Origin of the sequence: Acinetobacter sp. 1130196 (assembly GCF_000588095.1) — a bacterium.
Taxonomy (GTDB): domain Bacteria; phylum Pseudomonadota; class Gammaproteobacteria; order Pseudomonadales; family Moraxellaceae; genus Acinetobacter; species Acinetobacter nosocomialis.
On sequence record NZ_JFWX01000032.1, the window covers coordinates 1 to 13004 of the forward strand.

A 13004-nucleotide genomic window follows, 5' to 3' on the forward strand; every position below is an offset into this window, starting at 1 on the left:
GCTGAGTTCTCCCCAATCCATTCAAATTTAAGACACAACTTGGGTGCGAGGTCTACCTAATTCCGTAAATCTATTCAGAACTGCCACACGCGCATGAATTTCATTGACCTGACTTTGAAAATGTCTTGCCGTCAGCCTATCACCTAATAATTTGATGCAATGCATCTTGGTTTCCACCAAACTACGACGGTGATAACCCGACCATTTTTTCCATAGGGTTCTGCCTAAATGTTTAACCGTTTGAAGTAACTCATTTCGTTCTATTGAACTTATTTTAGAATCTTTCCAGGGCTTGGCATTCTTTCTGGGTGGAATTACTGCATGTGCTTGACGATCTGAAATCACTTTTCTGCAGCACTTCGTGTCGTACGCGCCATCGGTATAGACAGAATCTATTCGCTCATCTAGTGGAATTTGATCCAGTAAATCACCTAGTACTTGTGAATCACTGACATTATTTGTAGTAAGCTGAACGGCACGTATTTGCAGTGTTTCAGCATCTATACCAATATGCAGTTTACGCCATTGCCGACGGTATTCAGGCTGATGTTTTTTACGCTTCCATTCGCCTTCACCTAAAAACTTTAAACCCGTAGAGTCGACAAGTAGGTGTAACCCATCATGACTTTTCTGATAGCTTATCGCAATATCAATATGCTTTTGTCGTCTACAAAGGGTGGAGTAATCTGGTGCTGTCCAATTCAAGCCACAGAGTTTAATCAGGCTTTGAACAAAGCCAGTAACCATACGTAAAGAAAGACGGAATAGAGATTTGATCATTAAACAGCATTGAATCGCTGTATCGGAATAAGTTTGATTTCGTCCTTGCTTGCCTTGTGGTTGTGCATACCATTGCGTCTTAGGATCAAACCAGATTGAAATATTTCCTCGCTTGATTAAAGCTTGGTTATACGAGGACCAATTGGTTGTACGATAGATTTTAGGTGTAGGCTTCTTCATCTGGAAATTATATTACTGAAGAAGCCTTCAAGAATAGCTTTGTGCAACAAAGCCCATTTTCTTTATAATATATACCCCAAACAAAATATGATTTTATTCTAATAGATTTTTATAATTTAATTTTAATAATCAAAATAATATTAAGCCGCTAAAAGTAGCAGCTTAATATCTATATTATCAATTATTATTTAGTGACATTGCCTATTCGCCATTGATACGGTGGTAATGTACCGTTCACACTAAAATCACCAATAATTCGATTTTTAAATACTCTCGGGTTATGTGAAGATAAAGTTCGTACGTTACGCCAATACCGATCTAGACCTAAATCTTTGTCTGTTGCAGAAGCACCCAAAGCATCAAATAAAATTGTAGAGGCATTTAAAATTAGATCGGTAATGACCGTTTGGGACTGCGCACTTTCAAGCTCGGCAAGTGCATTTTGCTCTTCTTCAAATTGCTCATTATTTTGAAATGCAGCTAAGTAAGCACGCTGTAAGCTTTGTGCAACTTTTTCAACAATCGCTCCTGCACTATAAGCTGCGCCACGAATTTGTCCTACGACTTGTAAAATTTGGGGATCTTGTTTTACAAATTGAGCATTTGCATGCGTGTAGTTTCGGGTACGTTTTGCTACAGCTTGAGAAACATCATAGGTTGCAGCACGCCCTAGACCTGTAATGATTGCCAGTTGGACCAGTTGATAATAAGCCGCCGAATATTTAAAACGGTCATCGTCAGGTAAAATTTCAGCTTCATCGACCAATACATCATGGAAATATGCCGTACCACTTGCAGTGAGCTGCTGTCCAAAGCCATTCCAGTCATCGACAATTTCGACGCCTTCATCTTCACGGCGAACAACAACTGAGCCAGACTCTCCTTTTAAATCTGTTACCCCAACATCCACCCAGTCTGCATATAGGCTCCCTGTGGTGTAGTATTTTTTGCCTTTAACGCGAATTTTTCCGTCACTGTCTCGATATAAATGTGTTTCAAACTGATCGATTGACTCTTTGCCGCCTTCAGACCATGCACTACCGACAGTTTCCCCATTGGCAATTCGGCTCAGCCAACGCTGTTGAAACGCTTTATCTTTACTTACCAAGACATCCTCAGTAAAACCAAAATGCACACGTAAAGCTTGCGGTAAGTTTGAGTCGGCCTCTGCAAGTTCAATAAGCAATGCAAATAGTTCAGGAATAGTTGCATCAAAACCACCATGAGCTTTTGGAAGTCGTAACCGTGTAAAGCCAATATCTTTGAGCCACTGAAGTTGCTCATACGGCAAAATATGCTGCTGTTCACGGATTAAAGCCCCTTCTTTAATACGGGCAAACGTCGGTCTGAAGTTACTTGCCAATTCATCATAACGTGGTGACGGCCCCTCACCCCATACCCGCGAAATGATTGAAGCCTGGCTCAGTGCAGCGTGAGTTAATGAACCGAGATGATGCTCAAAATTTAAATTTGTCATGTAAGTAAAACCAATATTGCTTTGCTTTTACCATAAAATATTTATTTCACATGAAAACGATTATTTTTTTATAACAGTATTCAATCTTGATATAACACCAATTAAAAGCATGACAGCCCTAAGCGATCTCTTTCTTGGTAAGACTATGCTGACTTTGCAATAAGGTTTGCATATATTCTGAATAGACAGAAAGTTTTTCGAAAATATGCTCTGAATAAAACATATCATCGATTAAGTGCGTCATTTGACTAGTAGTAAAGGTATCGCATAGCCCGACCAGTGCTGCATTCATTTGCGCAAAATGAGCACATAACTGTACATATGCTTCATCTTTATTTTTAAATAATAATTTTCGCATATCCAACTGATCTACACCTTTTAGACCCTCATCTTTTACGACTTTTACCCAATGAATTTTTATTTTTAAGAACTGTTCAAGTTGCTTTAAAGCCTCTAAATCAAGCTCTAAATGGGTGATTAAAAAAACTGTAGAGATATCACTTCGGCACAATGCTTTGATTAATTTTAAATAAATAAAGTCAGCTTCTCCCATCTCTATTAATTCTAAATCAAGATATATTTTTAGGCTTTCTAAAACTTCATCTATCTTAAATACGACCTTCTTGTCTGCTTGATAGTATTTATTCAGAATAGTAAGCACAGGTGGTGTTGCAGGTGTTGTATAAATAGCAGCCTTGTTTAAGTTCGCAAAAATAAATGGCGAGAATAGATAAGCCAGACTACTTTGCTGTGGCTCAATATGCGACTGAATTAAATACACGATTTGAGTTTTAGAAAAATCCCTGAGTACTTTCGCTCTAAGTAGGGTTGCTTCAAGATTCACATAAGACTGTTCCAACTGATCTACTACCGAAGTGGAAATAGACTGATTTTTAATAATTTTATGAATGATATTCAGTTGAGACGTGATAAACATTTTTTAACATCCAAGCTATTTTAGAAGCGCTACACTTACACTTAGGTCTTTAAGAAACACGCAGCAACCGGACCCTACACAAAACAACAATGGAAATAGAAAAGAAGAACATAATCATGTGCTTAAATAAAATCTAAAGCAGCGTTCACATTGAGTCTTGAAAGTTGGTTTAGGTCGACGGTAAATCCTGTTCATTTTTATTCTGAACTTTAGAGGACTGAATATATAGCTACAGATGATTGAAAAAAAACTATAGCACACCTTCGAAACCATACTGAACTGTTATAGTTTTATAAAAAATTTCTGTATCTACATATACAAATAGAGCGAGTGCATGATTAAGAAAACTTCTTAAGGTAGGTAGTTTTCATGAGACGATCTATTGCATATCGCCAGATATTTCATCAATGTTTCAATGCAACATGCATTTTTACAAATGCAACATCAAGCATAAACTTTGCTAACAGATTGAAAACAATCAATCGCCCTATTCTATTGAAATATCAAGCAATTATATTGCTTTACCCTGTTGGCATTTTACTTGCTAAGAACATTTATCACAGAAGTAAGTTTAATCGCCAGAGTACTTTTTTGCCTGAAAATAAGTATTTAACTCATTCAATCATCATCAGCTAGTTCACAGGGGGAAAGTTTATGAGCCTCGGTCTAACCGCTCTAGAATTAGCGCGAATACAATTTGCTTTCACAGTATCCTTCCATATTATTTTTCCGGCCACATCCATCGGACTTGCCTGCTTTTTGGCAGTTTTAGAGTGGAAATGGTTAAGAACGCAAAACCCAATTTATAAAGATCTATTTAAATACTGGATTAAGATCTTTGCTGTTGCGTTTGGTATGGGAGTGGTTTCCGGTGTCGTAATGAGCTATCAGTTTGGTACCAACTGGAGTGAATTTTCACGAGTAGCCGGAAGTATTACTGGTCCTTTACTTACCTATGAAGTGTTAAGTGCCTTCTTCTTAGAAGCAGGTTTCTTAGGCATTATGCTGTTTGGCTGGGGCCGTGTTGGTCCTAGAGCCCATTTCTTTGCAACGCTTATGGTTGCCATCGGAACATGTATTTCAATGTTCTGGATTTTATCGTCCAATAGCTGGATGCAAACACCGCAAGGTTTTGCCATCGAAAATGGCATTATTGTGCCAAAAGACTGGCTAGCTATTGTCTTCAACCCGTCCTTCCCTTACCGCTTTGCACATATGGGTGCTGCTGCCTTCTTGGTTTCATCTTTATTGGTGGTGGGAACATCTGCTTGGCACTTGGTAAAAGGTCGTCGTGATGAATTGGTTAAAAAATCATTCTCGATGGGTCTTTGGATGGTGCTTGTGACTTCTTGTTTACAAGTGGTGATTGGCGATAACCACGGTTTAAATACTCGTGAGCATCAGCCTGCCAAACTTGCTGCAATGGAAGGTCACTGGGAAACCAATCATAACGAGCCTATGCCGTTACTGTTATTTGCCATTCCAGATATGAAAGAAGAACGAAATCACTTTGAAGTGGGTGTTCCATATTTGGGTAGTTTAATTTTGACTCACAGTTTAGATGGGCAAGTGACTGGCTTAAAAGAATTCGCACCTGAAGATCGTCCAAACTCGACCATTATTTTCTGGAGTTTCCGAGTCATGGTGGGACTTGGCGTTCTTATGGTCACCTTGTCACTTATTGCTCTTTGGCTGCGTAAAAGTGGAAAACTCTATGAAACATCATGGTTTCATAAATTTGCTGTAGTGATGGGGCCTGCAGGTTATGTCGCAATGCTGGCTGGGTGGATTACTACCGAAGTAGGCCGTCAACCTTGGGTGGTATACGGCATTATGCGCACCAAAGATGGTTTATCGCATACTGTTTCGGCAGATCAGGTGGGTCTAAGTCTTTTTATTTTTGTTGTGGTTTACACCATCGTTTTCGGTAGTGGTATCTACTACACCTTAAAACTCATTAATAAAGGCCCTGTATTTATCGACACACCAAATATGGAAACAGGTGGCGTAGGTCACTTCAAAACACCGATGCGTCCACTTAGTGCAGTCGATGAAAATATTGACAGCAAACAAAACTCTGGGGAGAACCGTCATGATTGATCTTTCTTTAATATGGGTCGGTATTATCGGTTTAGGTGTTTTAATTTACGTGGTCATGGATGGCTTTGACTTAGGAATCGGGATTATGTTTCCCTTCATTAAGAATAGCCAAGAACGTGACGTGATGATGAATACCGTTGCTCCTGTCTGGGATGGCAATGAAACCTGGATGGTACTTGGGGGTGCTGGCTTGTATGCAGCCTTCCCACTGGTCTATTCAACGGTTTTATCTGCGCTCTACCTGCCTATTATTTTCATGGTGATTGCCTTGATTTTCCGTGGAGTTGCTTTTGAATTCCGTTTTAAAGCTCATCGAACCAAACATCTTTGGGACCTAGCTTTTATTTGGGGTTCGGTTTTAACAAGCTTCCTCCAAGGGATTATTTTAGGTGCCTATATTCAAGGCATTAAAACCGAAAACGGTATTTTTGCCGGTGGTCCTTTTGACTGGCTTACTGCATTCTCCATTTTCACAGGTATTGGTGTAGTTGCGATGTATGCCACTTTAGGCTGCGGTTGGCTCATTTTGAAAACTGAAAAAGGCTTGCAGCAACGTATGTATGAGCTTATGCCAAAGTTAATTATTGCGCTGCTCATTATCTTTGGTGCCGTTAGCTTATATACACCTTTAACACACCCTGAAATTGCAGATCGCTGGTTCTCTTTACCAAATCTGTTCTATTTTAGTCCTGTGCCTATTTTGGTCTTATTGTTTGTTGGCCTGATTTTATCAGCATGTAAAAAGCAGCAGGACCATAAACCATTTATATATACCTTGGCATTGGTCTTCCTTGCCTTTACTGGTTTTGTAATTAGCTTATGGCCAAATATCATTCCACCATCAGTTACGATTTGGCAGGCGGCAGCGCCTCATTCCAGCCAGATGTTTGCTTTAGTGGGTGCACTTATTCTGATTCCAATCATTATTACTTATACGGTTGTGTCTTACTGGGTATTCCGTGACAAAGTTCGTGTAGGTGATGAAGGTTATCATTAAGGTCCGGGGGTGTTATGAAAAAGTCGTCAGTTAAACTCAGTCAAACCCAATGGTTTATTCTGTTATGGCTTGGTGGGTTTTTTGCCTTAGCTGTGATTGCAGGGTTGTTTAAAGTGATATTGATTTATGCTGCCCCTTACTTAAAGTAAACCCATCCTTATAAAAAAATGCCGTTTGTAGATTCTACAAGCGGCATTTATTATGGGTTCAGTGCATCTTTTATTTTATTCTTTCGTGCAGCTCATACATGTATAAATCAGAACAACTCGCGCATAGCATTCGCCAACTTATTGAAAGTGGTACTTTAAGTGCACATGAGAAATTACCTTCATTAAGAGATCAGGTCCAACGTTCTGGGTTTAGCTTAATGACTGTGATGAATGCTTACCAAGAACTTGAATCACAAGGGCTGATCTATTCAAAGGAAAAGTCTGGCTACTTCGTTGCCGAGCAAATTGCACTAAAGCCACTCGAGCAATATTCAGTTGTTTCACTAAACTCTAAAATCGAAATTAACTCATTAGTTTTTAAATACCTTAAGTCAATTCAACATGAATCTGTCGTAGCTTTTGGTTCAGCTTTTCCAGATAGTCAGCTTTTAGCTGCTCCCAAACTTATTCAAATTATGGGACAACTTGCTCGGCAAAGACAAAGCTATGACCAGACAGCAAGCCTACCTCCCGGTAATTTAGCGTTAAGAAAACTGATTGCTCAACGCTACTGTATGCAAGGCATACAGACCGATCCAGATGACATTGTCATTACATCTGGAGGATTAGATGCACTCAATCTTTCTTTACAAGCAGTTGCTAAACCGGGTGACTATATTTTATTGCAACAAACCGTGTTTTACGGTGCTTGGCAGGCTGCTGAACGTTTAGGACTTAAGGTCATTACCATTCCCGAACATCCTCAATATGGTTTTGACTTAGAAGCTTTTGAGCAAGTTATTCAAACATATCCTATCAAGGTGTGTTGGCTCATGCTGAATACCCATAACCCGATTGGATTTACGGTCAGTGATGAGATTAAATATAAAATTGCCAAACTACTTCATGAACACCAGATTTACTTAATTGAAGATGATGTGTATGAAGAGCTTTATTATGGCGGGCAAAAACCACTTTCGATGAAGTATTTTGACCAACAAAATCTGGTACTGCACTGCTCTTCATTTTCTAAAACTTTAGGGGCAGGTTTTCGGGTAGGTTGGGTCTATGCGGGTAAATTTTCGGACCATATCCAACACTTGCAGCTCATGAGTACTATTTCAGTGAATGCACTCATCCAAAATGCCTTGGTTGAGTTCTTGTCTCATCATCATTATGAAAAGCATTTGCGCACACTTAGACTTTCACTTGAACGTTATAAAAAGCAGTTTTACCACTATTTGAAGCAACATCTGCCACCGAGTTGCGAGATTTATTATTATCCAAGCGGTTATTTTCTATGGGTTAAATTGCCTTATAAGCTTGATAGCATGCAAATTTATGAAGAACTCATCCAACGAGACATTGGCGTTGCCCCAAGCCCACTCTTTAGTGTTTTACCCGCACAGCAACATTATTTAAGAATCAATTGTTCATTTGAGTGGAACGAAAAAATTCAAGTTGCTTTAGATCAAGTCATCAAAACTATTCAACAAAGAGTTGAAGCAGGTTTATAAGAAGGTACGACGCCTTAATGAAATCGAGAGAATACAAACAACATCCCCTATGTAAATGGACTTATTTAGGGAAATTGGGGCTTCGACTGTTTTGTATCAAACTATCAGATGATAGAATATTAAGTCTGATAATTCAGCTGCAATTACTTGATAAAAAATAGTTTAGGCCAAAGAAATATTGTTATCTCTACCGCCAAGAACGCCTCAACATTTTCAAGCTGAGCTGTTGATACTTTCTTCCTATGTAAAAACGCAGCATCCAGACTCATCGATTAACACATATAATTAAAGGCTCTCATGCTTCAAAATACGATGCACCGCCAAGTTCTTATTTTGGCGAGTTCTCAGTCACTTTATCAAACCGTATCGATCATGGTCATGACGATTGGTGGTTTGGCTGGGGCAAATATTTCTAATACACCGATACTTGCAACTTTACCCATCGCATCTATGTTTTTGGGTACAGCCTTAATGATGTTCCCTGCATCAATGTTGATGGCACATGTAGGACGGCGTAAGGGTTTTCTTTTCGGCGCTTTTTTAGGTGTAATTGGCGGTATTATTGCCGCCATTGGTATCTTTTATAGTTCACTTACTCTCTTAGCCTTAGGCACGTTATGTGTCGGAGCCTACCAATCCTTTGCCCAGTTTTATCGTTTCGCTGCCAGTGAAGTAGCAGATGATGCATTCCGTTCACGTGCTATTTCTTGGGTTATGGCAGGGGGAATTGTTGCCGCACTGATTGGTCCGACTTTGGCGCGCTTTGGTGGCCCATTATTTCAACATTTAGAATATATCGGTTCATTTTTAATTATTAGTATCATTTCACTTGTGGCAATGGGCATTTTATCTAGCCTACATATTGCCAATACAGTTGAGCAAAAATCTAATTTTACTGCTGGTCGCCCATGGCAAAAGATTGTTTTTCAGCCTACCTATTTAGTTGCTTTGTTTGGTGCCGTAACAGGCTACGGCATCATGATTTTAGGTATGACCGCAACACCCATTGCTATGCGACATTCACACCATGAACTAGGCACGATTACAACTGTCATTCAGCTTCATGTGCTTGGTATGTTCCTACCTTCATTCTTTACTGGACATTTAATCGCCCGATTTGGTGTGCTTAAAATCATGTTTGCAGGTCTTTTATTATTTGCCTGCTATATCGGATTTGCTCTCTCCGGTATTCAGTTCGCATCGTTTGCAATCTCACTCATTTTATTAGGTGTGGGATGGAACTTTTTATTTATTGGTAGTACTTCTTTGCTTACCGGAACGTATACAGCGGCTGAAAAAGCCAAGGCCCAAGCCATTAACGACATGACTGTTTTTGTTGTCGGTTTAATCTGCTCTTTTAGCGCTGGTGCTTTACTTGATTTATTTGGCTGGGAAGCAATGAATATGGCTTTAATACCGTGGCTGGCAATTGCAGCATGCTCATTACTATGGTTAAGCAAAAGACGACCAAAAGCTTTAATTTAACTTTGTGTATCTGCTCTTATGTCCAGAAAATGATATTTTAAAAATTTGGCGTACTTTGATTAAACATTGTCGCCATTCGATTTGGGTAAATATCGTTCAAATTTCTATGATGTCTCTATCGAAAAGCAAGTTCCTTAAAACTTTAGTTGAGAGACAGAATATGAACACAGTTAAAGAAAAAATCGTTCTCATCACAGGCGCATCATCTGGTATGGGAAAAGCATTTACCAAAGCATTACTCAAAGAAGGTGCAACTGTTTATGCCGTTGCTCGTCGCGTTGATGCTATGCAAGAACTAAAAGCACTTGGTGCTCATACATTAAAAATGGATATTACCAATCAGGATGATATCGACCAAGTTGTGAAGACTATTGAAAAAGAAACCCATGGTGTTGATATTTTAGTTAACTGCGCAGGCTTTGGTATGTATGGTGCTATGGAAGATACCACCCTTGCCGATGCACGCTATCAATTTGAAGTGAATCTGTTTGGTATGGCCTATTTAACTCAAAAGGTTCTACCTAGTATGCGTAAAAAAATGCAGGGTAGAATTATCAATATTTCATCAATGGGCGGGAAAATTTATACACCACTTGGTAGTTGGTATCATGCGAGTAAACATGCTGTTGAAGGTTGGTCTGACTGTCTACGTTTAGAGTTAAAATCATTTAATATTGATGTTGTCGTCATTGAACCCGGTGCTATCGCAACTGAATTTGCAGATGTAATGGTCCAACCTATGCTGGAACGTTCAGGACAAAGTGCGTATAGCCATATGGCAGCCGCGGTTGCTAATGCAACACATACCTCTGTTGAAAAAGGTGAGCTTTCAAACGTGCAAGTTGTCGTTGATATGCTGATGAAAGCCGTCCATGCATCCTCACCTAAAACACGTTATGTGGGTGGCAAATATGCCAAACTGATGATATTTGTACGTAAATGGTTTGGTGACCGTGTGTTTGATCGTATGGTGATGTCAGTTATTAAATAAATTAAGTGCCCCTTATAAGTTTAATGTTGAGATGCTCAAATGAAATATGCTTCAAATTTTGCCCTAAATACCAACTGGAAATTATTACTGAATGACCTAGGCATAAATGTTGAAGATGCATTACGTTTGGCATCTCTACCGTTTGATTTATTCAACCGTAAAGATGCAAGCCTTACGCCTGTTCAATATTTCAATTTTTGGCACGCAATTGAACAACTTGCTGGAATAAATGACTTACCTTTAAAAATTGGTCAAATGATTACAGTTGAACTGTTTGACCCAGCGATTTTTGCTTGTATTTGTAGCCCTAACTTTAATATTGCGATACAGCGTCTATCTGAATTTAAAAGACTCGTTGGGCCAATGCAGTTACAAGTAGCAATTGATAACGACACCACAACGCTAGAACTCAAATTTTATAATGTATCTACGCCAACGCCACAAAGTCTTGCCATGTCAGAACTGGTCTTTTTTGCTCAATTAGCAAGAATATGTACAAGGCATCAGGTTATACCTTTGAAAGTTACACTGCCCGATTTACCTAATAATCTGGCAGAATACAAAACATTTTTTGGCGTACTTCCACAAAAAAGTGAACACATTTCGATTGTCTTTTCACGCCAAGATGCTGAACGTCCTTTTTTAACAGTCAACCCAACCATGTGGTCTTTTTTCGAGCCAAACTTGCAACGTAGTCTTATACAACTTGATGAAGATGCAACAGTTAGTGAAAAAGTTAAAGCAATACTTTTAGAAAACCTACCTGCTGGACTATGTACGATAGAAGATGTTGCTCAACGACTCGCGATGAGCAAACGTACACTACAACGGCTACTTTTAGAAGAGCGAACTAATTTTAAAACGCTTTTGGATGCGACACGTCAATCTCTTGCCCAACATTATTTAGAAAAATCATCAATGAGCACGGGTGAAATTTCATTTCTATTGGGCTTTCAAGAGCACAACTCATTCAGCCGAGCATTTAAAAACTGGACGGGTAATACTCCGCAAGAATATAGACTTATGCATTAATTCCTAACGCGGCTTGTTCAACATCCATTCCAGATTTTGGCGAACCGCAGGCCACTCATGTTTTAAAATGCTATAAACGTGAGTGTCCCGTAAAATATCATCTTTCACAATTTGATGGCTTCTTAGCACACCATCGAGCTTTGCACCTAAGCGTACAATCGCGGCTTGACTTTGAACATTTAAAGAAGATGTGCGTAACTCAACCGCAATACAGTTTAAAGTCTCAAATGCATGAGCTAACAGTAGTTTTTTACATTCAGTATTGACAGGTGTACGCTGTGCAGATTTGCGGTACCACGTCGAACCAATTTCGACACGGCGATGCGCTTCTTCAATATGCATTAAAGTTGTCATGCCCAGCGCTCGTCCCGTTTTTCGGTCTTCAATATAAAAAGGCAACATAGAACCAGATTTTTGTAAACCAAGACGTCTTTCAATTTCAGCAGTCATCTGTTCAGGTCTTGACACACGGGTATACCAAAGATTATAGAGTTCCCCATCGCAAACGGCCTCTGCCAGTGATTCAGCTTGAGTGACATCTAGCGGCTTTAAAATAACGTGTTCGCCTACCAACTCAACAGGTGTAATCCAAGCCATCTTTATCTCCTCCATTAATATTAAGCTTTTATATTTCCAAAGTTATTTATTTAAATCAGCCACACTATACATAGCGTCTGCTATGGTTTGATGACCAGATTTTGATAGGCCATCTGCCGCACCTAAAATGTCTCGACGTTCTTTGTTTTGCCCCAATTTTAATTGGCCTTGCAGCTTAGTAATTTCAATTTCTATTCCCACAATCGCCTTTAACATCGGTTCAAGATAGTCCTTTGGTGCATCTGACATTTTCCAGGGTTCAGGTTGAGAAGCTTCATGGCTACGGGTTAAACGAGCCACCACACCGCGAACATAACGTTCATCATCGTGAACTGTTACTTTGCCATGAGCATGCACAACCCTATAATTCCACGTCGGCACTTGTCTGTGCTGTTCATGTTTGGATGGGTACCAGTTTGGTGAAATATAAGCATCACCGGCTTGGAACACGACCAACACCTCATCTCCATTTTTAATGTTATGCCAGACAGGATTCACTCGAGACACATGCGCATGTAGAGCGCCAAACTTCCCTTCATTTTTCTGAAGTTCAAAAGGAAGATGATTTGCATCTAATCCATTACTTCCATGCGTAAAAAGCACACCAAACGGATATTCTGTAATAAGAGAATGCAATACATCCAAACGGTTTTCTGCATAATCATCGGGGATATACATGGCTCAAAACCTCACTGTAAATCTCAGGGTTATTTATATTTTGTGTTGTAAATTTTCTGGTTTATGTGGTTTATTAAAAAGAAC

The 13004-nt window shown here is 39.4% G+C and carries 12 protein-coding genes; 7 read left to right on the forward strand and 5 right to left on the reverse strand.

From position 1 onward, the window contains the following. Positions 1-27 precede the first annotated feature (27 nt). The 3 genes from J671_RS18620 to J671_RS18630 form a co-directional block, all read right to left on the reverse strand. The gene (locus J671_RS18620) at positions 28-960 is read right to left on the reverse strand and encodes an IS5-like element ISAha3 family transposase (protein WP_004812228.1); all 933 of its coding nucleotides are present in this window, start codon (positions 958-960) and stop codon (positions 28-30) included. Positions 961-1144: 184 nt separating this feature from the next. Next, positions 1145-2437 carry an acyl-CoA dehydrogenase family protein gene (locus J671_RS18625; RefSeq protein WP_004887618.1) on the reverse strand — a complete coding sequence of 431 codons (1293 nt, stop codon included), beginning with the start codon at positions 2435-2437 and terminating at the stop codon, positions 1145-1147. Positions 2438-2555: 118 nt separating this feature from the next. Further along, complete coding sequence (locus J671_RS18630; RefSeq protein ID WP_004887619.1) at positions 2556-3374, reverse strand: hypothetical protein; 819 nt, start codon at positions 3372-3374, stop codon at positions 2556-2558. 654 nt (positions 3375-4028) lie between these two features. Between J671_RS18630 and J671_RS18635 the strand changes: the two genes are divergently transcribed. The 7 genes from J671_RS18635 (at position 4029) to J671_RS18665 (ending at position 11645) form a co-directional block, all read left to right on the forward strand. Then, on the forward strand, positions 4029-5474 hold the full coding sequence (locus J671_RS18635) for a cytochrome ubiquinol oxidase subunit I (RefSeq protein WP_004709299.1): 1446 nt from the start codon (positions 4029-4031) through the stop codon (positions 5472-5474). Continuing rightward, entirely contained in the window at positions 5467-6471 is a 1005-nt protein-coding gene (cydB, locus tag J671_RS18640; protein WP_002049414.1) for a cytochrome d ubiquinol oxidase subunit II, read from the forward strand. Before J671_RS18635 ends, cydB begins: the two co-directional genes overlap by 8 nt. 14 nt (positions 6472-6485) lie before the next feature. Continuing rightward, positions 6486-6620 (forward strand): hypothetical protein, encoded by a 135-nt coding sequence (locus J671_RS25305; RefSeq protein WP_031951531.1) that lies wholly within the window; start codon positions 6486-6488, stop codon positions 6618-6620. Between the two features lie 98 nt (positions 6621-6718). Then, the gene (locus J671_RS18650) at positions 6719-8137 is read left to right on the forward strand and encodes a PLP-dependent aminotransferase family protein (protein ID WP_004887624.1); all 1419 of its coding nucleotides are present in this window, start codon (positions 6719-6721) and stop codon (positions 8135-8137) included. A gap of 297 nt (positions 8138-8434) precedes the next feature. Further along, complete coding sequence (locus J671_RS18655; RefSeq protein WP_004887625.1) at positions 8435-9622, forward strand: MFS transporter; 1188 nt, start codon at positions 8435-8437, stop codon at positions 9620-9622. 160 nt (positions 9623-9782) lie between these two features. After that, the gene (locus J671_RS18660; RefSeq protein ID WP_004887626.1) at positions 9783-10613 is read left to right on the forward strand and encodes an oxidoreductase; all 831 of its coding nucleotides are present in this window, start codon (positions 9783-9785) and stop codon (positions 10611-10613) included. A gap of 39 nt (positions 10614-10652) precedes the next feature. Then, positions 10653-11645 carry an AraC family transcriptional regulator gene (locus J671_RS18665; protein ID WP_004887627.1) on the forward strand — a complete coding sequence of 331 codons (993 nt, stop codon included), beginning with the start codon at positions 10653-10655 and terminating at the stop codon, positions 11643-11645. Positions 11646-11648: 3 nt separating this feature from the next. Here J671_RS18665 and J671_RS18670 read toward each other — a convergent pair whose 3' ends face one another. Together J671_RS18670 and J671_RS18675 are read right to left on the reverse strand one after the other, a co-directional pair. After that, positions 11649-12242 carry a GNAT family N-acetyltransferase gene (locus J671_RS18670; protein WP_004887628.1) on the reverse strand — a complete coding sequence of 198 codons (594 nt, stop codon included), beginning with the start codon at positions 12240-12242 and terminating at the stop codon, positions 11649-11651. A gap of 42 nt (positions 12243-12284) precedes the next feature. Continuing rightward, positions 12285-12920 (reverse strand): FMN-binding negative transcriptional regulator, encoded by a 636-nt coding sequence (locus J671_RS18675; protein WP_004887629.1) that lies wholly within the window; start codon positions 12918-12920, stop codon positions 12285-12287. Between the last annotated feature and the right edge of the window lie 84 nt (positions 12921-13004).